At 68.4% G+C, this 21402-nt stretch carries 18 protein-coding genes; 8 read left to right on the forward strand and 10 right to left on the reverse strand.

The genetic code is table 11. The features are described 5' to 3' along the window. Nucleotides 1-57: 57 nt before the first annotated feature. From ACPXY0_RS12545 to ACPXY0_RS12565, 5 genes are all read left to right on the forward strand, one after another. Complete coding sequence (locus ACPXY0_RS12545) at nt 58-2295, forward strand: S9 family peptidase (RefSeq protein WP_423925043.1); 2238 nt, start codon at nt 58-60, stop codon at nt 2293-2295. 132 nt (nt 2296-2427) lie between these two features. Beyond that, the gene (locus tag ACPXY0_RS12550; protein ID WP_423925045.1) at nt 2428-3750 is read left to right on the forward strand and encodes an IS1182 family transposase; all 1323 of its coding nucleotides are present in this window, start codon (nt 2428-2430) and stop codon (nt 3748-3750) included. Between the two features lie 967 nt (nt 3751-4717). Then, nucleotides 4718-5880, forward strand: a protein-coding gene (locus ACPXY0_RS12555; RefSeq protein ID WP_423925047.1) for an IS3 family transposase whose coding sequence is annotated in 2 segments (ribosomal slippage) — nt 4718-4976 and nt 4976-5880 — 1164 coding nt in all. Because the reading frame shifts where the segments join, the coding sequence is not laid out codon by codon here. A 174-nt stretch (nt 5881-6054) separates the two neighbouring features. After that, nucleotides 6055-6489: a hypothetical protein gene (locus ACPXY0_RS12560; RefSeq protein WP_423925049.1), complete on the forward strand. Its 435-nt coding sequence runs from the start codon at nt 6055-6057 to the stop codon at nt 6487-6489. Nucleotides 6490-6604: 115 nt separating this feature from the next. Continuing rightward, the gene (locus ACPXY0_RS12565; RefSeq protein ID WP_423925051.1) at nt 6605-7789 is read left to right on the forward strand and encodes a PQQ-dependent sugar dehydrogenase; all 1185 of its coding nucleotides are present in this window, start codon (nt 6605-6607) and stop codon (nt 7787-7789) included. A gap of 34 nt (nt 7790-7823) precedes the next feature. Here the strand turns inward: ACPXY0_RS12565 and ACPXY0_RS12570 are convergent, their stop codons facing one another. Next, on the reverse strand, nt 7824-8621 hold the full coding sequence (locus ACPXY0_RS12570) for an aminotransferase class IV (protein ID WP_423925053.1): 798 nt from the start codon (nt 8619-8621) through the stop codon (nt 7824-7826). A 240-nt stretch (nt 8622-8861) separates the two neighbouring features. Between ACPXY0_RS12570 and ACPXY0_RS12575 the strand changes: the two genes are divergently transcribed. Continuing rightward, nucleotides 8862-10067, forward strand: coding sequence for a serine hydrolase domain-containing protein (locus ACPXY0_RS12575; RefSeq protein ID WP_423925055.1), 1206 nt, complete (start codon nt 8862-8864; stop codon nt 10065-10067). 200 nt (nt 10068-10267) lie between these two features. Here ACPXY0_RS12575 and ACPXY0_RS12580 read toward each other — a convergent pair whose 3' ends face one another. Continuing rightward, entirely contained in the window at nt 10268-10453 is a 186-nt protein-coding gene (locus tag ACPXY0_RS12580) for a hypothetical protein (protein WP_423925057.1), read from the reverse strand. Continuing rightward, entirely contained in the window at nt 10450-11523 is a 1074-nt protein-coding gene (locus ACPXY0_RS12585) for an integrase (protein WP_423925059.1), read from the reverse strand. The genes ACPXY0_RS12580 and ACPXY0_RS12585 overlap by 4 nt, the downstream gene beginning before the upstream one ends. Nucleotides 11524-11607: 84 nt before the next feature. On the opposite strand from ACPXY0_RS12585, the gene ACPXY0_RS12590 reads away from it, so the two are divergent. After that, a complete protein-coding gene (locus ACPXY0_RS12590; RefSeq protein WP_423925061.1) occupies nt 11608-12015 on the forward strand; it encodes a hypothetical protein in 408 nt (135 codons plus the stop codon). On the opposite strand, the gene ACPXY0_RS12595 is transcribed toward ACPXY0_RS12590, so the two are convergent. The 5 genes from ACPXY0_RS12595 to ACPXY0_RS12615 form a co-directional block, all read right to left on the reverse strand. Then, on the reverse strand, nt 12012-13349 hold the full coding sequence (locus ACPXY0_RS12595) for an ammonium transporter (protein ID WP_423925063.1): 1338 nt from the start codon (nt 13347-13349) through the stop codon (nt 12012-12014). The genes ACPXY0_RS12590 and ACPXY0_RS12595 overlap by 4 nt on opposite strands. A 107-nt stretch (nt 13350-13456) precedes the next feature. Continuing rightward, entirely contained in the window at nt 13457-14266 is an 810-nt protein-coding gene (locus tag ACPXY0_RS12600; RefSeq protein ID WP_423925065.1) for an ABC transporter permease, read from the reverse strand. Between the two features lie 7 nt (nt 14267-14273). Beyond that, nucleotides 14274-15500, reverse strand: coding sequence for an ABC transporter permease (locus tag ACPXY0_RS12605; RefSeq protein ID WP_423925067.1), 1227 nt, complete (start codon nt 15498-15500; stop codon nt 14274-14276). 5 nt (nt 15501-15505) lie between these two features. Then, entirely contained in the window at nt 15506-16630 is a 1125-nt protein-coding gene (locus tag ACPXY0_RS12610) for an ABC transporter substrate-binding protein (protein ID WP_423925069.1), read from the reverse strand. Then, the gene (locus tag ACPXY0_RS12615; RefSeq protein WP_423925071.1) at nt 16627-17763 is read right to left on the reverse strand and encodes an ABC transporter ATP-binding protein; all 1137 of its coding nucleotides are present in this window, start codon (nt 17761-17763) and stop codon (nt 16627-16629) included. Before ACPXY0_RS12615 ends, ACPXY0_RS12610 begins: the two co-directional genes overlap by 4 nt. A 119-nt stretch (nt 17764-17882) precedes the next feature. Between ACPXY0_RS12615 and ACPXY0_RS12620 the strand changes: the two genes are divergently transcribed. After that, entirely contained in the window at nt 17883-18950 is a 1068-nt protein-coding gene (locus ACPXY0_RS12620) for a DUF3500 domain-containing protein (RefSeq protein WP_423925073.1), read from the forward strand. Nucleotides 18951-18992: 42 nt separating this feature from the next. Here ACPXY0_RS12620 and ACPXY0_RS12625 read toward each other — a convergent pair whose 3' ends face one another. Both ACPXY0_RS12625 and ACPXY0_RS12630 read right to left on the reverse strand, forming a co-directional pair. Then, the gene (locus ACPXY0_RS12625) at nt 18993-19988 is read right to left on the reverse strand and encodes a DUF1028 domain-containing protein (RefSeq protein ID WP_423925075.1); all 996 of its coding nucleotides are present in this window, start codon (nt 19986-19988) and stop codon (nt 18993-18995) included. Nucleotides 19989-20009: 21 nt separating this feature from the next. Beyond that, nucleotides 20010-21395 carry a TolC family protein gene (locus ACPXY0_RS12630; RefSeq protein ID WP_423925077.1) on the reverse strand — a complete coding sequence of 462 codons (1386 nt, stop codon included), beginning with the start codon at nt 21393-21395 and terminating at the stop codon, nt 20010-20012. Nucleotides 21396-21402 lie beyond the last annotated feature (7 nt).

Here is a 21402-nt window from a genome sequence, read left to right on the forward strand (position 1 = left end):
ATGCGAAAGTCGTATGATTGAGACGGACTACACTTTACCCATGGTACCGAGGTTCAGATGCGCTCCCTTCCCGTCGCTCTCATTCTTCCCGCCGCGGTGCTCGCGCTGCCGCTCGACGCGCCGCTCGCCGCGCAGCAGCGGCCGCTCACGTTCATGGATGTTCAGGAGATGAAGCGCGCGGGTTCCTGGACGCCGAGCCCGGACGGATCGTGGATGCTGTACAGCGTCACGAGCCCCGACTGGGAGGAAGCCGAGTCCCAGACCGACATCCACCTCGTGTCTCTGGGCGAAGGCGTCCCGTCGAGCCGGCAACTCACCTACACGGAGGACAGGAACGAAACGAGTCCGACCTGGGGTCCGGACGGATCGTTCTTCCTCTTCTCCTCCAACCGGGACGGGGACGAGAACCAGCTCTACATGATGCGGCACGACGGGGGCGAGGCCCGGAAGATCACCGACGCGGAGGAGGGCGTGTCCGGGTTTGAGTTCAGTCCGGACGGGGGCTGGCTCGTCTATCGCTCCGGAGAGTCGAACCAGGAGCAGCTGTACCGGCTGCCGGCCGATGACCTCGCGGGGGCCGAGCCGGAGCAGCTCACCGATGGCGAGGCCGGCGTCGACCAGTGGGACTTCTCCCCCGACGGAAGCCGCATCTACTTCGCGCGACCCGAATCGTTCGATGAGGACGAGAAGAAGCGACGCGAGGAGGGATTCACGGTCGACGTGCGGAACGCGATCACGCCTCTCTCGAGCCTGTGGAGCGTCGAAGTCGAGTCGGCCACCGAGCAGCGCGAGACGGACGACCCGGCCTACAGCATCAACGGCTTCACGATCTCCGATGACGGACGCTGGATCGGCATCACGGGCGGCTCGCCGGAGCGCTATGAGCGCAACATCACGGGGCAGCGGCTCTACGCCGATCTCTATCTCATGGAGATGGCCACGGGAGAAATCGAGCGCCTGACCGACAACTACGAGGTCGGCGAGGGCGGGCTCAGCTTCTCCCCCGATGGCCGCTGGATCGCCTTCTCGGCGCCGGACGAGATGGCGCGCTACTCCATGACCGACAACCGCGTGTACATCCGCGAAGTCGGGAACCGCGGGGGCGCCTTCCGGAAGCTCGGGACGGACTTCGACCAGAGTTCGAGCGTCGGGTTCTGGTCGGAGGATTCGAACACGATCTACTTCAACGCCGGCGTGACGGTGACGACGCAGTTGCACGCGCTCGACGTGGAGACGGGCTCGGTGCGGCAGCTCACGGAAGAGCGGGCGGCGCTCTCGGTCTCCCGCGACGACGACATCGGCACGATCCTCATCGGCTACAGCGACCCGAAGACCCCGCCCACCGTGTTCACCGTGGCGAGCGTGGACGACGTGCGGGATCGCTCGGCGTGGACGCAACTCGTGGACGTGAACCCGCACGTGCGGGACATCGCCCTCGGGGAGGAAGTCGAACTCAACTGGCGTTCATCGGACGGGAAGATGGTCGGGGGCGTCCTCGTCTATCCCGTCGGCTACGAGGAGGGGACGCGCTATCCGCTCATCGTCGCGATTCACGGGGGACCGGCGTCTGCCGATGTCCTCCGCTTCAACGGCGGCTACAGCGCGCAGGTGTACGCGGGCGCGGGCTACGCCGTGCTCAAGCCCAACTACCGTGGCTCGCGCAACTACGGAAACGCGCACCGCACGGACATCGTCGGCGACTACTTCACGATGGGCTACGAGGACATCATGACGGGCGTCGACCACCTGATCGACGAAGGGATCGTGGACGGCGACCGCATGGGGGCGCTGGGCTGGAGCGCGGGCGGCCACTGGTCGAACTGGATCCTCACCCAGACGGACCGCTTCAAGGCGATCAGTTCGGGCGCCGGGACGATGAACTGGATCAGCATGTACGCGCAGAGCGACGTGCAGCGGAACCGCCAGTTCTACGTGGGCGACGGCTTCCTGTACGAGGACTTCGACACCTACTTCGACCAGTCCCCGCTCAAGTACATCACGAACGCGGTCACGCCGACCATGATCCACGTGGTGGAGGGCGACCCGCGCGTGCCGAGCCCGCAGTCGGTCGAACTCCACATGGCGCTCAAGAAGCTGGGCGTGCCGACCGAACTGTTCATGTACCCGGGGCGCAGCCACGGCATCCCGGATCCGCGCAACCGGCTGGTCAAGACGGTGAGCGAGATGGCGTGGATGGACTACTACGTGCGCGGGATCGGCGAGAACTTCCAGTGGCGGCAGGTGCTCGAGACGCTGGAAGCCGAGGAGGGCCCCATCGTGGTCTCGCAACGCTAGGAGCCTGCGCCGTAGAAGCCGATGGTGCGGCGCGTGCCGGATGGTTATGGTGATGCCGGGCTGTGATCGGTTCACGTTCGGCGCGGGGAGGTGGCGATGGGGACGAGGTCCCTACCGTACGATCCGGAGAGGATGAGGACGAGGTTCCGGCCGTACGATCCGGACCAGCAGCTGCTGCTGCCGCAGGATCTTCGGGAGTGGGTACCGGCGGGGCACTTGGCGCATCATGTGAGCGATCTGGTGGACGCGGCGGACCTGTCGCCGTTCTACGCGCGGTACGAAGGGGATGGGCGGCGTCGGAGCCCGTACGATCCTCGGATGATGGTGAAGGTGCTGGTGTACGGGTACGCGACGGGGGTGTTCTCGTCGAGGAAGCTGGCGCGGCGTCTGGAGGAGGACGTGGCGCTCAGGATGCTGGCGGCGGGGAACTTTCCGGCGCACCGGACGTTGTGCGAGTTCCGGAAGAAGAACCTGAAGGCGTTCGGGGCGTTGTTCGCGGAGGTGGTGCGCCTGGCGCGGGAACTGGGGCTGGCGGGGCTGGGCCGGGTGGCGGTGGACGGGACGAAGGTTCGCGCGAACGCGAGCAAGCGGAAGGCGATGAGCTATGGGCGGATGGGGCCGGAAGAGGCCCGCCTGGAGGCGGAGATCGCGGAGCTTCTGGCGGCGGCCGAGGCGATCGACGCGGAGGAGGACGAGCGCTACGGGGAGGACGTTCGGGGCGACGAGTTGCCCGAGGAGTTGAAGCGCCGGGAGGACCGTCTGGCGGCGATCCGGGCGGCGAAGGCTCGCCTGGAGGCGGAGGCCCGGGAGCGGGACGACGCGCGGGGCCGGAAGCCGGAGTGGGACCGCAACCCGAAGGGGGGGCCGCCGTACAAGCATGCGTACGGGGAGCCGGAGGCGAAGGATCAGACGAACTTCACGGATCCGGAGAGCCGGATCATGCGGACGAGCACGGAAGGCTACCAGCAGTGCTACAACGCGCAGGCGGTGGTGGACGGGGAGAGCCAACTGGTGGTGGGGACGGCGGTGACGGACAACGCGAGCGACCAGGGGCAGTTGGTGGAACGGGTGGACGAGGTGTCCGGGCGGTGCGGGGAGACGCCCGGCCAGGTGCTGGCCGACGCGGGCTACTGTAACGAGGAGGATCTGGCGGCTCTGGAGGCGCGGGGGATCGACGGCTACGTAGCGCTGGGCCGGGAGGGCAAGGGGGCCGGCAAGCCCGACCCGGAGAAGCAGCCGGCGAGGGCGCGCATGGCGAAGAAGCTGGCGGCTCCGGAGGGCCGGGCGGTGTACGCCAAGCGCAAGTGGATCGCGGAGGCGCCCATGGGCTGGGTCAAGGAGGCGATGGGGTTCCGGAGGTTCAGCCTCCGGGGCTTGGAGAAGGTGCGCGGCGAGTGGGACCTCGTGTGCCTGGCGCTCAACATGAGGCGCCTCCACGTCCTTCAGGCAGCGTGAGGGGCCGAAAATCCGTGTCAAGCGTCCCCCGGGGCACAAAAAGAGGTCCGCGGCCCCGCCCGAACGCCGCCCGCCGGGCCGTCTCCCCGCCTACAACGCGTTCCCGTCCGGAAAACGACCGACACTTCGGCTCGCGAGACCCCGCGGGCGGCATCCGATGGCTTCCGCCGCGCTCCTGCGGCGCAGGCTCCTAGCCTGAGGTCTCCCATGAAAAGGAGGGAATGCTGAGCCGCTTGATCTGGGCGGCGGTCCGGATCGCGACCACCGTCGCGCTCGTCGTCGTGCCCTTCGGGTACGCGATCACCGGGGTCCACCAGGATGTGTGGATGGGAGTGGGCTGCGGGCTTGCCATCGGTCTGGGTGTCGGGCTCCGGGGAGGCGCGCAGGGCGGTCCGGGGACGGGAATGCTGATCGGTGCGATGGTCGGGATCGCCACCGCGCTGATCGCGGGCTTGATCCCCGGCAACGGGGTGGGAATCATCGTCCCGCCCGTCCTTGCCATGGCGGTCGGCTTGATCGACGGGCTCCGCGGGTCATCCCTCTCCCGGTACCGGGACGTAAGCCGGGAGACATTCATCGTATCCGTCCTGCTCGCCGTGGGGCTCCTTCCCCTCGTGGACTCGCCGGGGGACCTGCGCTTCACCCTCGCCCCCCTCGCGTGCATGCCCTGGATCGCGCTGATCGCCGGCCTTCTCAGCCACCGTCGCGAGGGATGGCGCGACGCCCGTCCTCCCCTACTGCTGGTCCTCAGTGCGGTGGCAACGTTCGCCTTGTTGCTCTTCCTGATGGTGTCCGAAACGATTCGAGAGGTCCCGGGCGTTTCGGTCTTGCGAGTCATCAGTGAGCAGACGCTCAAGCTGGTGGGGGCTACGGCGGCCGCGTTCCTTGTGGGGCGTGCCGCCATCACCTTGGAGTTGCCCCGCCTTGACGGACACCTTTCCATTTGGGACAACGATGGAGGTGTGCCATGGCGGGAAGAGCGGGGCGGTATCCGCCCGAGTACCGGGAGCAACTGGTCGAGCTGGCGCGTGCGGGCCGTAGCCCGGGGTCGCTGGCTCGGGAGTTCGAGCCCTCGGAGCAGACGATCCGGAACTGGGTCCGGCAGGCGGATGTGGACGAGGGGCGTCGCGGCGACGGGCTGACGACGGAGGCGCGGCGGCAGTTGTCGCGCCTGAAGCGGGACAACAAGCGGCTGCGGGTGGAGCGGGACATCCTAAAAAAAGCCGCGGCCTGGTTCGCGAGGGAGAGCGGATCGATCCCCGGCGGGGATATGCGTTCATGAAGGCGCACCGGGCTGAGTTTCCGCTTGCGGCCATGTGCCGGGTGCTGGGTCTCTCCCCCAGCGGGTACTATGACTGGCTGAAGCGTCCTCCATCGGCCCGCGCGCGGCGGGACGAGGATCTCGAGGAGCGGATCGGGGCGATCTGGACCGGCAGCGGCGAGACGTACGGCCGCCCGCGGATCCACGCGGCGCTCAAGGCGGAGGGCGAGCGGGTGGGCCAGAAGCGGGTGGGGCGGCTGATGACGGGGCTGGGGCTCCAGGGCGTGACGCGGCGGCGCTGGAGGACGGCGACGACGCGGAGGGACGCGGAGGCCCGACCCGCGCCGGACCTGGTGAACCGGGACTTCTCGGCCTCGGGGCCTGACGAGCTGTGGGTGGCCGACATCACGTACGTGCCCGCTTGGGCGGGCTGGCTGTATCTGGCCGTCGTGCTCGATGTCTGGAGCCGCCGCGTCGTCGGCTGGGCCATGGCGACGCACATGCGGACCGAGCTGGTCGAGGCCGCGCTGGCGATGGCGCTCTCGCGCCGTCGTCCCGAGGGGCGCGTCGTCCATCATTCGGATCGAGGCTCGCAGTACACCTCGCTCTCCTTCGGGGAGCGCTGCCGCGAGTCGGGCATCGCACAGTCGATGGGCTCGGTGGGCGACGCCTACGACAACGCCATGTGCGAGAGCTTCTTCGCCACGCTGGAGTGCGAACTCATCTGGCGGCGCCCCCTCCGCACCGCGGCCGAGGCGCGCCGGGAGATCTTCCGGTTCATCGAGGGCTTCTACAACACGCGCCGGATCCACTCGGCCCTCGGCTACGAGTCGCCGGCCAACTACGAGAAGAACAACCGTGCGGCCTGACGCGAACCGGCTGCGCCGGGCCCACCACCTGCCTCGTCCCTCGCGTCGGGGCGCACGCACACCGCCTCTCTCCAGCGGCTTGAGAGAGACCAGGAGAAAGGACATCGGATACGATTAACCACAGAAACTAACCGTCCGTGAAAGCGGGACAGCTCCACTTGTGGATCGTCGCTCGTGGCGCTTCCGGCGGCCGGGTTTCTTCTGGGGCGCGCCGCCGCCACCTGGCTCCGTCCGCGGCTTCAGGTGTTGGGCCAGCTCGCCGAGTACCTGCGCATCATGTGGGTCCCCATCGGCGGGTTTGCGGTCGGCTACCTGACGATCATCCTCCTGTTCGCCGGGTTCTACGGAACGCTGGAGCGTTTTCGCCCGGGCGCCTTTGCCGACGCCGGCACGGGGATCACCGACTGGGTGTCCTTCGCGTTCTTCACCGCCCTTGCCCAGGACTACGCGGCCGTTGTCCCGGTCTCGGTCGGTGCCCGGTCGCTGGTCGGCGTCCACCTGATCCTCTCGGTGGGCTGGGCGCTGGTGTTGTTCGCGGCGGTGATGTCATCCATCGAGCCGAAGCTGGACCGGATCGCGCGGCGACACGCGGACGAAGCGGACGACTGACCAACGTTGCTTCGCCTGTCGGTGTTTCAGGGCCGGCGGAAGCCGCCAAGTCTTGCTGTGTCGGGGCGTGGCGGGACAGTTTTTTGCGACGACATGGTTTTTCCCGGGAAATGAGATGAGAGCCGAGATGATCAAGCGGACCCCCCTGGCGATGTGCGTGGCGATGTTCGCCGCCGGGCTTCTTCTGTCGATCGCGACTCCGGCGCTGGGCCAGGAGGTGATGCAGTCGGCGTACCACGACTTCAGGCTCGTCCCCGTGGTGGAGGACCTCGTCCGTCCGTGGTCGATCGCGTTCCTCCCCGACGGCGAGATGCTGGTCACGGAGAAGGAGGGAAGGCTCCGCGTGGTCCGCGACGGCCTGCTCCTCCCCGAGCCCGTGCAGGGTGTGCCCGAGGTCGTGTCGGCGGGACAGGGAGGGCTCCTCGACGTCGTACCGCACCCCGAATTCGAGGCCAACCGCCTCCTCTACCTCAGTTTCTCGAAGCCGAACGAGACGGAGCGGGGGACGACCGCGGTCATCCGCGGGCGCTACGAGAAAGGGGCCCTCACCGACATCGAGGAGATCTTCGTCGCGGTCTCCGAGGGGCGGGGGCACTACGGTTCGCGCCTCGTCTTCGACGGGCAGGGACACCTCTTCATCACGGTGGGAGAGCGCCAGGCCGCGACCCGCGGCGATCTGTACGCGCACCCGGCGCAGGATCCTTCGAACCATCATGGCACCGTCAACCGCGTCTACGAGGACGGCGGAATCCCGGACGACAACCCCTTCATCGGCGACCCGAACATCCGCCCGGAGATCTGGAGCTATGGGCACCGTAACCAGCAGGGGTTCGTCATCCACCCGGAAACGGGCGACCTCTGGGCCACGGAACACGGGCCGCAGGGCGGTGACGAACTCAACCTCATCCAGCCGGGACTCAACTACGGCTGGCCGGTCGTGGGCTACGGAGTGAACTATGGCTCGGGGACCGCGATCCACGAAGGGACACACAAGGAGGGGATGGAGCCTCCGGTCCACTTCTGGGTGCCGTCGATCGCGGTCTCCGGACTTCTCCTCTATACGGGCGACCGCTTCCCCCACTGGAAGGGGAACCTGTTCGCGGGCGGGATGGCCGGCGAGCAGCTGGCCCGCCTCACGCTTGACGGGCAGGAGGTCATGCGCGAGGAGACGCTCGTCCAGGGTCTCGGGCGCATTCGCGATGTCCGGCAGGGTCCGGACGGGCTGATCTACCTCGCCATCGACGGCCGGCGGGGCGAAGCGACCGCGATCCTGCGCATGGAGCCGGTCGAGACGCGCTAAGGCGTCAGACCCTCGGCGCGTCGGCCCCCGGTGTTCAGCCGGGGGCGACGGCCCGCCGGTAGGCTTCCGACAGCGCCCGGGTGATCGCACCCGGGCGCCCGTTCCCCACGGGCCGGCCGGCGAGTTCGACCGTCGGGCGGACCTCGGTCGTCGTCCCGGTGAAGAAGATCTCCTCGGCCGCCCGCAGTTCGTCCACCGTGAAGGCGCGCTCCCGGGCGGAGATGCCCAGCTCCTCGCACAGTTCGAGCGCGAAGGCCCGGGTCACGCCGTGCAGGATGTGGTTGGTGGCGGGCGCGGTCGTCACTTCGCCGCGGATCACCGCGAACACGTTGTTGTGCGTCCCCTCCTGCACCATCCCCTCGCGGATGAAGATCGCGTCCTCGACCTCGGCCTCCACCGCGGCCTGCTGCGCGAGGACGTTGGGCAGGAGTCCGGTGGTCTTGATGTCGGCGCGCGCCCAGCGCTGGTCGGGGACCGTGATGGCGGCGAAGCCCTGCTCCCAGCGTTCGGGCGTGGTGCGGACGAGTTCCTTCGCGAAGGCGTACACCGTGGGAGGAACCGGCGCTTTCGGGAAGGCGTGCGTGCGCGGCGCGGCGCCCCGCGTCACCTGCATGTAGAAGACGGAGAACTTCGCGTCGAGCAGGTCGTTTCGCGCCATGAGTTCGTCGCCCACGGGCGCGAGCGGGGTCATGTCGGCCTCGATGCGGAGCGTGCGCAAACCCCAGGCGAGCCGCGCCAGGTGGCGTCCGATGAGGAAGCAGCGGCCGTTGTAGGCCGGCGTAGCCTCGTACACGGCGTCCGCGAACAGGAATCCGCGGTCCTCCACGGACACGCGAGCTTCGCCGACGGGAAGGTAGTCTCCGTTCAGGTAAACGATGATGGTGGGTAACGCCTCCGTCCGCAGGAATCGTCCACTTGCCCCGGCCTGTACGAACCGGGTCGCCCGTTAGATGCCCGCGCCGGAGCCAGCGTGCAAGTTCCGCCCCGATCTGGTTCGCGATGTCGCGCCGCGTTAGGGTTCCAGCGGAGGCTCCCCGCCAGCTGTTTTCTTTCCGCACCCGGAGGAGGACTGATGCAGAGTTCCCGGCGCTTCAGCGGCGTTCACGCCGCGGCATGGCTCGCAGTCGCAGTCATCCTGCCGACCTCGGCGCTTTGGGCGCCGACGGTGGCGGCGCAGGAAGCGAGGACGCTCTCATACGGCGAGCCCGAAGAGGTCGGCATGTCCCGGGCGGTGCTCGAGGGCGCACTCGGCCTGTACCACGAAGCGGTCGAACGCGGCGACCTCGTCGGAGCCGTCGTGCTCGTCGCCCGAAAGGGCAAGATCGTTCTCCACGAAGCCGTCGGGATGCGCGACAAGGAACGCGGCCTCCCCATGGAGCGGAACACGCTGTTCCGCATGGCCTCCAACACCAAGCCGCTGGTGGCCACCGCGATCGCGCAACTCGTGGAAGAGGGCGAACTCTCGTACGACGATCTCGTCCGCGAATACATGCCCGAGTGGGACAACTATCGGGCAGGCTTCATCACCATCGGCCATCTCCTCTCCCACAGCAGCGGCCTCCGGATCCCCACGCTCTTCCTGCAGCCGCTGGGCGATAATCCGACGCTGCAGAGCGAATCGGGCCGCTTCGGCGCGATCGGGGCGGAGGTGGCGCCCGGAGAGTCCTACGCCTACAACAACCCGGGGTACAACACGCTCGGGGCGCTGGTCGAGATCGCCTCCGGCCAACTGCTCGAGGACCGGTTGATGGCGAAGGTCTACGGGCCGCTGGGGATGGAGGATTCGTTCAACCACCGGGCCGAACACCCGGTGGGAGGGAAGCTCGACCGCATGGGCGCCGTCTACTACCAGCGCGGGCCCGATGGGGACTGGGCTCCGGGCGGCACGCCGGGCGGACCCGTTGCCTTTCCGTTCGCGCGCGCGTCGGGCGGGATGATCTCGACGACCTGGGACTATGCGGTCTTCTCGCAGATGTTCCTGAACGGCGGGACGTACGATGGCGTCCGGATCCTCGATCCCGAGTCGGTCGAGATGATGACCTCGCCGAAGATCCACATCGCCGGAGAAGGTGAGGACGCGAGCTACTACGGCTACGGCTGGCGGCTCGCCGACGGCACCTTCGGCCACGGCGGCTCGGACGGCACCAACGCGTGGCTCGATCCCGAGCGCGAGATCATCGGACTCGTGTTCACCCAGACGCCGCGCGGGAACAACCCGCTCGAGCGCTTCCGCGAACTGGTGAACCTCTCGATCGAAGGCGCGACCTCGACACGTTGACGGTCGCCCTCCCACTATTGGGGGTCACAAGTGTTTTCCAACCCGGACATGAGCATGAAGGGGCCGGTGGGAGGGGCCGAGGGGGAGTGCGAAGGTGAGGGTTGATGGAGGCATCGATCTTGGGGTTGGCGGAGCGGGCGTGCAAGGTTGCCGCCACCCCCGGAGGCGAGCGGAGCGAGCCGAGGGGGCGGCGGGACGGATCACGCTGCGGGGTTCAGCGCCTTGGCGACGAGCCGAAAGAGCGCCTTGCGGGCCCGCTGGACTTCCTGGGCAGCCTCCAGGTCGGTGGCGGCATGTGCTACGGCGTCGAGTTGCTCGAAGGTGATGCCCGGCTTCAGGAAGCCGTCGGCTGCGGGCAGCGATCCGAGCTTCTCGTACGGGGTCATGACCAGTTCCTGGGGGTACTTCCGACGGCGGCGCCCGTTGGACTCCTCGACCTCGACGGCGAAGAGGCAGGCCCGGTGATGGTTGAGGGGGAGAGGAAGTCGCGCAGGAAGGCGTTGGCCGGTGGGGCCAGATGCTCCGGGATGTGGCTGTGCCCCAGCCACCTGCGGACGACGTTGCCGTTCTTGGACTCCACCAGCGCGTTGTCGTTCGATCGCCGGGGCCGGGACTTCGTGAACTCCTCGACGCGCAGCTTGTTCAGCATCGCCGCGACCCGGTGGTTGATGTACTCCGACCCGTTGTCGGCGTGGAACCCCAGGACGCGGAAGGGGAACGCGCCGACGAGCGCCGCGAGCACGGGGACCATGAAGTGCTCGGTGATCCGGGGAACGGCCGCAAGTTGCTGGAACTGCGTCACTTCGTCGATCATGTTGATCACGTAGGCCCCCTTCTCGCCGTCGCGGTCGCCGCTGTGGACGGTGTCAACGCGTACGAAACCCGGCCGGCCCTCCGGCCGGGGTCTGCGCCGCTTGCCGATCGACGATATCGCCCCCCGGGTCGCCCGAAATGTGGTCCGGGCACTCCGGTACGCCCGGCGACCCCGCAGGTTGTAGATGTGGCCGTTCGAAATCCCCACCGGGCGCTTGAAGCGCTCGTCGCCGAAGACATGGTACTGGCGCCACAGGATCCTCTTCGTCGCCGGTCCCGAGAGCTGGCCGAAGGCCTCGTCCACCTCGGCCAGCAGCACCGCGTCGGCGGTCGTGTACACCGTCGCGAAGGGCCGGGCGGGAGGCCGCAGCCGGTGGTCGCGGATCCGGCCCGTGCGGCGCTGCCGCGCGATCAGCCGGCTCAGCTGGGAATCCGAGTAGCCGGTGACCTTGGCAAGGAACTCCCTCACCAGGCCCTTCCCGGCCCTCGACAGGCCGAGGTGGTACCGGAACCTGACCAGCGCCCGTTCAATGAACGCGTAGGCCGCCTCGCGGCCGTGGGGGGTGATGTCCGCCGCCTCGCTCCCGTCGAGGAAGGCGCGGATGTCGTCGAGCGTCCGAATCCGTTCGGTGCAGAGTGTCACGATCATGCTCCCATGATCTGCTCGCACTCCGGTTCGTGCTCACTTCCCGTTGGAAACCGGCCTCGTGCTCATGCTCGCTTCTCATTGGACAACGCTGTCGCCCATACGGGGTCCGCGCAGCTACCGGCTATCGCGATCGAGATCGGGTCCGGCTTCGAACTGGGGGGGCAGGACACGAACGTCCGGATACTGGTCCTGGGGGCGGGTGGCGACCCGAGCCGGTGGGAGGTCATCAACGCCGGGTATTCTGACGCGGTCAGTGACAGCGCCGGTTCATTCACGGAGATCCGCCTCTCACTGAGAGGGGCCGTGCTCAGTGCAAGCGTGGGCGACACGACCGTCCACATGGAGAACCTGACGGGGGCGCCGACCAGTCTGATGCGACTGACCCGAGTCGGCCTCTGGGCCGTACCGCTCGGCGAGGCCGCCGAGCGGATGGCATTGTTCGACTGGGTCGAAGTGACCGGCGAGACAAGCTCCGCATCCCGCTAGATGTCGCGGTAGCCGACCTCTCCATGCTGGGTCAGGTCGAGGCCTTCGTCTTCCTCGTGTTCCGCGACCCTCAGGCCGACGACGAGATCCACGACCTTCAGGATCACCACACTGACGATGACGGTGTACACGACCGTGAATAGTCCGCCGAGGGCCTGTACGCCCAACTGCCGCGCAATATTGAGATCCACCATGGATCCCCCGAACGCGGTGGAGGAGAACACCGCGAGCATGACGATGCCGACGAATCCGCCCACGCCGTGCACACCCACGACATCCAGCGCGTCATCGTACCGGAACCTGAACTTCAGGGAGGTCGCCGCGACGTAGCCCAGCGTACCCGCGACGAGGCCTATCGCCATGGCCCCGACCGGGCCCACCGTTCCGGCGGCGGGGGTGATGGCCGCCAGGCCCGCGATCGCTCCCGTCGCGAACCCGAGGGCGCTGGGCTTCCCCACCCTGACCGTCTCGATCAGCATCCACGTGAGGGCGGCCACGCAGGGAGAGATCTGGGTGACGACGACGGCCATCGCCGCCTGTCCGCCCGCGGCCAGCGCGCTGCCCCCGTTGAACCCGAACCATCCCACCCAGAGCATCGCGGTGCCGATCAGCGTCAGCGTGAGGTTGTGCGGAGGCTCGATTGCATGCGGAAATCCCCGCCTCGCGCCGACCATGACCGCGGCCACGAGAGCGGCTGTACCCGCCGTGATGTGGACGACGGCGCCGCCGGCGAAGTCGATGAGCCCAAGGTCACCGAGGAAGGAGCCCTCTCCCGCCCACACCATGTGCGCGATCGGGACGTAGCAGAAGACGACCCACAAACCGGTGAAGAGAAGCATGGCCGAGAACTTCATCCTCTCGGCGAACGCCCCGATGATGAGGCCGGGCGTGATGATCGCGAACGTGAGCTGAAAGGCGAAGAAGAGCACCTCGGGGATCGTTCCCGTCACGCTGTCGGCGCTCACGCCTCTCAGGAACGCCTTGGAGAAGGTCCCCACGAAGGCGTGAAGGCCCGATTCTCCGGCCGCCATGCCGGTGGTGTCGAAGGCAAGGCTGTAGCCGAACGCGGTCCATATCAGCGTGACGACCCCGGTGATCGCGAAACACTGGAGGAGCACCGACACGACGTTCTTCCTGCGCACGAGGCCGCCATAGAAGAGGGCCAGCCCCGGGAGGGTCATGAACAGGATGAGCGCGGTGGACGTCAGCAGCCACGCGGTATCGCCGGAATCCGCCGTCTGTGCGGCGAGGGGTTCGGCGGCGACGAGAAGCAGCAGGCAGAAAGAGAGGAAGACGGAAAGCGGGACCGACAGCGGACGGGCGAAACTCAACATGTTCCCTCCCCATGGGTCGAGCCGTATCAGTCGCCTTATCGGGTCGGGGAACTATCCTAGCGGGAGGCTACCCCCCTCGACCAGAGGGGGGCTTTGTCGAACCCTCTTCACGCCGTAGCCCGACGCCGTAGCCATTCGACCGTGAGCAGGAGCACGAGCGCGAACACGACAAGGAACGTGGCCACCGCGAGGATCGCGGGGCTGATCTGTTCGCGGATCCCGGCCCACATCTGGCGCGGGATCGTGCGCTGCTCCAGCGCGCCCATGAACAGCACGACGACCACTTCGTCGAACGACGTGGCAAAGGCGAACAGCGCGCCGGAGATGACCCCCGGGGCGATCAGCGGTAGCTGCACCGTCCGGAAGGTGTGGACGGGGCCCGCTCCCAGGCTCGCGGCGGCGCGGGTGAGGTTGCGGTCGAAGGCCGACAGCGTGGCGACGACCGTGATGACGACGAAGGGCATGCCGAGGGTCGCGTGGGCGAGGATCAGCCCGAGGTGGGTCTGGCCCAACCCGAGGTTGCCGTAGAAGAAGAACATCCCCGCCGCGGAGATGATCACCGGCGTGATCATGGGCAAGATCAGCAGCCCCGTGATGAAGCGGCGGCCCGGCATGGCGGGACTCGACAGCCCCAGCGCGGCGAGTGTCCCCAGCGCCGTCGCGAGCGCGGTGGCGGAGATGCCGATGACGAGGCTGTTCGTCAGGCTGCGCCTCCACGCTTCGTTGTCGAGGATCTCCCGGTACCACCTGAACGACCAGGCTTCGGGGTCGAGGCGCAGCATCCCCTCGGTGAAGGTGAAGTAGGGCTCCGCGTTGAAGCTGAGGGGCACGATCACGATGATCGGCGCGATCAGAAAAACGAACACGAGGACGCAGAAGCCGAGGTAGGCGAAGCGGCCAAGCCGTGATTCCGTCACCGTCGTCTCAACCCAGGCTCATGCGCTCGACGCCGACGAGCCGATCGTAGATCAGATGGAGGACGAGGACGCCGGCCAGCATGAGGGCGCCGAGCGCGGCCGCCAGCCCCCAGTTCAGCGATGTCTGCATGTGGTAGGCCACCATGTTCGAGATCAGCTGGCCGCTGCTCCCCCCCACGAGCGCCGGAGTGATGTAGTAGCCGATGGCCAGGATGAAGACGAGAAGCGAGCCCGCGCCCACCCCGGGCAGCGTCTGCGGCCAGTAGACGCGGCGAAAGGCCTGGGCCGGCGTGGCTCCCATGGAGGCCGCGGCGCTCATGTGCAGACGCGGGATGGAGCGCATGACCGAGTACAGCGGCAGGACCATGAAGGGCAGCAGCACGTGGGTCATCGCCACGAGCGTGCCGGTCATGTTGTAGATCATCGAGAGCCGGCCGTCATCGGCAGCCAGCCCGAGGGCCACGAGCAGGTCGTTGATCACGCCCTGCGTCTGAAGGAGGACGATCCACGAGGTGGTGCGCACGAGCAGGGAGGTCCAGAAGGGGACGAGTACAAGCGCAAGCAGGAGGGTGGCCCGGCGCGCCGGGGCGTGGGCGATCAGATGGGCGATCGGATAGCCCAGGATCAGACACAGGACGGTGATCGCCAGGCTCACAAGCAGCGTGCGCCACAGGAGCCGCAGGTAGATCCGCCGTTCCTCGGGCTGCGGGGCGACCGAACCGTCAGGCAACCGTTGCAGATCGAGGGCGCTCAGGTAGTGACGGGCGGTGAAACGCTCGCCCGTGGCGCGGATCGCGTGCCAGGTCGCCGGTTGGACCCAGGCCGAGTCGATGCCGGCCATGACGTCGCGCCACGGGCCGCCCGTCGCCTCCCGAAGGTCCCCCGCGGTGCGGGTGAACACGCTGCGCAGTCCGCTCTCCAGCCGGTTCACGCGGCCGGCGACCTGTCCCAGCGTCCTCGCCTCCCGTGCGAGCCCGAGTTCCCGGGCGGCCGCCTCGTACGCCGCCTCCGGAGGCAGCCTTTCCCCGTCCCAGCCGCGCAGCGCCGCGAGGGTCTCGGGCAGCGCATCGGCCACGACCGGGTCGTATATGCTTCTGAGCAGCATCGTCCCGAGAGGCGCCAGGAACGTCACCCCGAGGAAGACGAGCAGTGGCAGGACCAGCGCGAGCGCCCTGAACCGTTCGCGCGCGCCCGGCCCGGCCGAGAGCGCTCGGCGGCGACGTGATCCGCTCATTCGGCTCAGCGGGTCAGCCAGGCGCTGAAGCGCTCGTTCAGCTCGTCCTGATTGTCCACCCACCACGACCAGCTGTTGCGCAGGGCACGCGCGACGTTCTCCGGACTCGTCGGCATGTGCGGCGCCATCTCCACGCCCGTCGCCAGGTGCGTCGTGACGAGCGGCTCTCCCGAGCGGCGGGCCGGCCCGTAGGAGATGCGGCGCCCCATCGCGGCCAGGGATCGCGCCGTAGTCGCGAAGCTGAGGAAGCGGAGGGCGTCGTCGAGTCTCGGCGTCCCGGCCACGACGCTGAGCTGACCGTAGTCGAGCAACTGGCCATCCCACACGATGACGAACGGCTGGTCCTCCAGGACCTGGGCGTTGAAGATGCGGCCGTTGTAGGCCGTGCTCATCACGACCTCCCCATCCGCCAGCAGCTGGGGCGGCTGCGCGCCCGCCTCCCACCAGATGACCTGATCCTTGATCGTGTCGAGCTTGTCGAAGGCCCGGTCCAGCCCTTCAGGCGTATCCAGCGTGGCATACACCTCGTCCAGCGGTACGCCGTCGCCGATAAGGGCGAACTCCAGATTGACCTGCGGCACGCGGCGCATCCCGCGGCGTCCGGGGAACTTCTCCAGGTCGAAGAAGTCCGCCATGGTCGTGGGCTTCTCATCCGGAAAGAGGTCGGCGCTGTACGCGTACACCGTGGAGTAGAACAACATCCCGGCCCCGCACTCCCCCTGCATCTCGGGATAGAAGTCCTCCCGGGCGGGAGTCCCATCGGGGGCGGGCGGCAGCATGTCGATGTCGATCGGCTCCAGCAGGCCCTCGTCACAGCCGCGCATCGCGTCGGCCATCTCGAGATCGACGAGGTCCCAGTAGACGCTGCCGACATCGACCTGGGCCCGTATCTGCGCCAGGCCGCCGTTGTAGTCCTCCAGGCCGACGTTGATTCCCGTCTCCTCGGTGAACGGGACCTGGATCCCGTCCCGGTACGCCCGACCGTAGGAGCCGCCCCACGAAACGGCCGTGATCGACGGTCCCTCGGGCGCCTGGGTGGGCCCGCGGGAGAGGATCAGGACGAGCGCCGCCGCCCCGATAGCGGCGAGCATGGCGTCGCGCAGCCAGTGGATCGGGCGTCTCTTCTTCATCCTCGGCTCTCCTCTTCACCTTCGAAGTCCAGTGCCCGGCAATCGTTGACAGTCCAGCCGATCTGCACGGTGTCCCCCACCATCATGGCGCCGTGGCCCACGATGTTCGGGATTTTGGCGACGACATCGCGGCGGCCGCACGTGGCCAGACGAACGCGCAGGTGGTCGCCGAGAAAGGTGATGTCCTCGACCGTGGCCTCGACCTCGTTGTGGTACAGACCCCCGCGGGGGTTGATGGCGATCCGCTCGGGACGGATCGAGAGCGTGACCATGTCCCCGGGCTCGCACGGGGCGATCTGGATCGCCCGAATCCGCTCGTCGCCGGCGTCGACTTCACAGAGATCGTCCTCCATGCGGGCCACCCGGCCGTGGAACCGGTTGTTCTCTCCGATGAAGCGGGCGACGAACGCGCGCTCCGGCTCCTCGTAGAGCCCCTCCGGTCCGGCGATCTGCTCGATTTGACCGCGGTTCAGCACGGCGATCCGGTCCGACATCACCATCGCCTCCTGCTGGTCGTGGGTGACGTACACCACGGTCACGCCCAGACGCTGATGGATGGAGCGGATCTCGTACTGCATCTCCTCGCGCAGGCTGCGGTCGAGGGCGCCGAGCGGTTCGTCCATCAGCACCAGATCGGGTTCGAAGACGAGCGCTCGCGCGATCGCCACGCGCTGCTGCTGCCCGCCGGAGAGTTGGCCGGGCCGGCGGTCCTCAAACCCCGTCAGACGGACCAGCTCCAGAGCCCTCACCACCCGCTCCCGCCGCTGCTCCTCGGGGATGCCGCGCACCTCCAGCGGGAAGGCGAGGTTCGTGCCGACGGTCATGTGCGGAAAGAGCGCGTAGTTCTGGAAGACCATGCCGATCCCGCGCTTTCGGGGCGGAAGGTCCTGGACGGAGCGCCCGCCGATACGGATAGCGCCGGACGTCGGCGTCTGGAATCCGGCGAGCATCATCAGGATCGTCGTCTTCCCCGATCCGGACGGACCGAGCAGGGTCACGAACTCGCCCTGCCCGATTCCGAGGTTCAGATCCTCCACCACGAGCGTGCGCCCGTCGTAGCTCTTGCTCACGCCATCGAACTCGACGTGTGTGGGGTGGCCGGCGCCCTCGGCGCCGTTCGGACCCGCTGTCATCTGGCGATCCCGCCTCTCGACCCGGAATATGAGGGGTGGTCGACCCCGTTTTCGGGGTTGCCAACTTGAAGCCGCCGACAGCAAACCGCGAGTGCGCCCGCCGTGCGCAGGAGGAAGAGATGGCGAACCGGAAAGCGACAATCGGGCGGATGACGTGGGCTGCGTGTCTCATGGTTCCCGCGGCGCTGCTCGCGATTGCCAGCGGCGAAGAACCGGACCGGGAACGGGCTGCCCCCGCCGTGGCGGCCCTGGACGCCGCTTCCGCCGCCCAGGCGTTCATCGCGACGCTCGACGAGGCGGCGCGGGAGAAGGCGCTCTATCCGCTGGCGGATGAGGAACGCTTCGACTGGCATTTCATCCCCCGGGAACGGAACGGCCTGCCGCTGGCGGGCATGACGGTGGAACAGCGCGCCGCCGCGCACGATCTCCTCCAGTCGGCGCTGAGCAGCCAGGGCTATCACAAGGCCAACGCGATCATCGAATTGGAGCGGGTCCTGGGCATGCTGGAGGGTCGGCCCGAGCGTCGCGACCCGGAGAACTACTACGTCACCATCTTCGGCGAACCGTCAGCGGGCGGAGCGTGGGCGTGGCGCTTCGAGGGGCACCACCTGTCGTTCAACTTCTCATCCCCGTCGGGAACGCTCACCGTGACGGGCCCCGCCTTCATGGGCGCGAACCCGGCGCGCGTCCCATCGGGACCGAAGGCCGGCTGGCGGCCGCTGGGCCGGGAGGAGGATCTGGCGCGGGCGCTCCTTCTCAGCCTCTCCGCGGAGCAGCGCACCCGGGCCGTGATCAGCGCCGAAGCGCCGAGCGACATTCTCACCGGAAACGACCGCCGGGCGCGGCTCGACGCGTTCGAGGGTCTGCCCGCCGATGCGATGACCGAAGCGCAGCGCGCGATCCTCTTCGACATCGTGCATGAGTACGTCGGAAACATGACGACCGACTTCGACTGGATGATGAGGGTCCAGAACGAGATCCCGGCGGGCGACATCCACTTCGCGTGGGCGGGGTCGTCCGAGCCGGAGGAGGGGCACTACTACCGCATCCACAGCCCCGTCTTCCTCATCGAGTACGACAACACGCAGAACGACGCGAACCACGTCCACTCGGTGTGGCGGGATCTGGAGAACGACTTCGGGGGCGACGCGCTCGCACGCCACTACGAGGAGTCCGACCACCACTAGCAGCCCTCGGGACCGCCGGGCAGGCCCGGCGGCGGCGGGACGCTAGCGGCCGACGATCCTCAGGAAGCGGGGATCGTCGCGCACACCCTCGAAGGCGTCGTCCCGCGGGAGGGTGCGCCGGCGGCCCGGATTGAGTTCCACCGCCCGCTCAAGGGCCTCGAAGGCGTCGTCCTCGCGTCCCAACTCGAGCAGCATGGAGGCCAGCGAGACCCAGACGTTGTCGTTCCCGGGCGACGTCCGGGACGCCTCCCGGGCGAGGGCCTCGGCGCCCTCGAGGTCGCCGTCGCGCCGCATCTGGCCCGCTTCGCGCAGCATCCGACCTGACCGGTACACGTTCAGCACGCGGCGCATCTCGACGAGCGGTTCGTCATGGTCGTCGACGCGGATGTCGACCACGCGGTCGCTGTAGCCGCCGTTGACGCGGGGGGCCACGACGAGGATCGCGCCGGACTGCATGCCGCGGACGTCGCCACCCGCCGCCTGGGCCGCGTCGAGCGCATCCATGAGCCGCTCGGCCAGCGTCCCGGCCGAGGCTTCGAACGACGCGGCCATCGCGGCCACGACCTCGGGGCCGGTGAGGATGTTCCCCTGCGCGCAGTAGTTCACGCCGCACCGGTGGCCCTTCCAGTCGCTCGCGCCGGTGCCGGTCCAGGCCGCCGTACGCCCCTCCTGGTCGAGGATCGAGACCTGCCGGCGATCCCGCCCCTCGTCGCTCGCCACCATGATCTCGAGCGCCTCTTCGGGCGAGTAGCCGGCCTGCAGGAGTTCGATGCCGATGGCGCCGTACATCGGGTTCGCGGCCGCCTGGTGGGCGATGATGACGAGCCCGCCCTTCGCGTGCATGGCCCGGTTCCCGGCTCCGAACGCCTTGGACTGGACGCCCATGCCGAGTTGGCCCGTGTCCGGGTCGCGTCCGATGATCGAGAACGTCCCGAGGTAGTTCGGATCGTGGATCCCCGCCGAATTCGCCTCCTGGCAAAGCGCGAACCCGGGCGTCACGATCAGGGTGGCCAGCGCGACAAGAACGCTGCGTCTCATGGCTTCATCGGCTTTCGTCGGTCATTTGTTGGCTCCCTCCGCACGCGCCCCCCCCCCCCCGGAAGCCGGGACCATGCGGGGTTCGGCGAGCGGTCCCGAGGCGACCCACGCGCCGCCCAGCGCCCTGTGCACGGCGAGGCGTGCCAGCGCGAGATCGCGACCCGCCGCCGCGAGTGCGGCCTCCACGTTCAGGAGCGTGCGCAGCGCGTCCAGGTAATCCGTGTAACCCACGACCCCGGACTCATACCGCTGGGACTGGAGATCCAGCGACGCCTGGGCTTCCTCGCGCTGAGAGAGGAAGAAGACGTGGCGCCGGTCCTCGTTCTCCAGGCCGGCGAGGGCGACCTCGACCTCGTTCACGGCCGTCACCACCGTGCGCCCGTAGATCGCCGCGGCCTGATTGAAGCGGCCCTGGGCGAGTGCGACGTTGTTCCTCAGGCGGCCTCCCTGGAAGATCGGCCCGAAGAGGTTCGCGGCGAGGTTGGTGAACCACTGCTGCACGTCGAACAGGTCCGAGCTTTCCGCGCTCGCGAGGCCGATCGAGCCCGACAGCGAGAGGGACGGCAGCAGTTCGGCGCGGCGGGCGCCCACGCTGTAGCGCGCCGCATCCAGCCTTTGTCCCGCGGCTCTGACGTCGGGCCGCTGGTACAGGAGGTCGGCCGGGAGCCCCGCCTGGGTATTCCTGAGGTCCTGACGTACCTGATAGAGGGTGTAGGAGTCGATCAGTCCGCGGTCGTAACGGGTCGAGGCCAGCGCCTCGCGCTCCAGCAGGACGTCCACGGTCTCCCGGGCGAGCGCCGTCTGCCGCCGGAGGCTGACGATGTCGAAGTACGTCGTGATCGTCTCCGCCAGGATCCCGATGCGCGCCGACTGGAAGTCCGATTCCGAGGCGAGGTACTCGGCCCCCGCCGCGCGCGCGTCGTTCCGGGCCCGCCCCCAGAAGTCGAGTTCGTACGCCAGGTCCGCGCTCACCGAGTAGGTCGTCACCTCCAGGCGCTCCGGCAGCACGAAGCCGGCGATCGTGTCTCCCGCTTCGCCACCCAGCCCGAGGGCCTGGATCTGGGCGCCGATGCCCGCGTCGGTCGGTATGTCCAAGTCCTGGACGGACCCGCTGACGCCGACGCTGGGAAAGAAGGCGGCCCTCGCCATGCGCGCCCTGGCCCTGGCCTGCTGCACCCGCGCGACGGCCTCGGCGAGGTCGAAGTTGGAGGAGAGCACGGAGTCGACGACCGCGTCGAGGGCCGGATCGCGGAAGGCACGCCACCATTCGAGCGGCTCGTACTCCCCCGTGGCCAGCCTCACGGCGAAGTCCCCGGGCATTTCCGCGACCGGCTCGGGGAGCGACGGCGGGGGCGCGAGCGAGCACGCCGATGCGAACAGGAGCGGGACGATCCGCGGGGCTCTCATACGGTAG

The sequence above is a fragment of the Candidatus Palauibacter sp. genome (assembly GCF_965237495.1).
Lineage (GTDB): Bacteria > Gemmatimonadota > Gemmatimonadetes > Palauibacterales > Palauibacteraceae > Palauibacter.

What these genes read in the sequence shown, in the direction of transcription:
- ACPXY0_RS12565 (WP_423925051.1), top strand. Translation starts at nt 6,605, where the DNA reads ATGAGAGCCGAGATGATCAAGCGGACCCCCCTGGCGATGTGCGTGGCG.
- ACPXY0_RS12575 (WP_423925055.1), top strand. Translation starts at nt 8,862, where the DNA reads ATGCAGAGTTCCCGGCGCTTCAGCGGCGTTCACGCCGCGGCATGGCTC.
- ACPXY0_RS12605 (WP_423925067.1), bottom strand. Translation starts at nt 15,500, where the DNA reads ATGAGCGGATCACGTCGCCGCCGAGCGCTCTCGGCCGGGCCGGGCGCG.
- ACPXY0_RS12595 (WP_423925063.1), bottom strand. Translation starts at nt 13,349, where the DNA reads ATGTTGAGTTTCGCCCGTCCGCTGTCGGTCCCGCTTTCCGTCTTCCTC.
- ACPXY0_RS12610 (WP_423925069.1), bottom strand. Translation starts at nt 16,630, where the DNA reads ATGAAGAAGAGACGCCCGATCCACTGGCTGCGCGACGCCATGCTCGCC.
- ACPXY0_RS12630 (WP_423925077.1), bottom strand. Translation starts at nt 21,395, where the DNA reads ATGAGAGCCCCGCGGATCGTCCCGCTCCTGTTCGCATCGGCGTGCTCG.
- ACPXY0_RS12625 (WP_423925075.1), bottom strand. Translation starts at nt 19,988, where the DNA reads ATGAGACGCAGCGTTCTTGTCGCGCTGGCCACCCTGATCGTGACGCCC.
- ACPXY0_RS12580 (WP_423925057.1), bottom strand. Translation starts at nt 10,453, where the DNA reads ATGACCCCGTACGAGAAGCTCGGATCGCTGCCCGCAGCCGACGGCTTC.
- ACPXY0_RS12550 (WP_423925045.1), top strand. Translation starts at nt 2,428, where the DNA reads ATGAGGACGAGGTTCCGGCCGTACGATCCGGACCAGCAGCTGCTGCTG.
- ACPXY0_RS12545 (WP_423925043.1), top strand. Translation starts at nt 58, where the DNA reads ATGCGCTCCCTTCCCGTCGCTCTCATTCTTCCCGCCGCGGTGCTCGCG.
- ACPXY0_RS12615 (WP_423925071.1), bottom strand. Translation starts at nt 17,763, where the DNA reads ATGACAGCGGGTCCGAACGGCGCCGAGGGCGCCGGCCACCCCACACAC.
- ACPXY0_RS12620 (WP_423925073.1), top strand. Translation starts at nt 17,883, where the DNA reads ATGGCGAACCGGAAAGCGACAATCGGGCGGATGACGTGGGCTGCGTGT.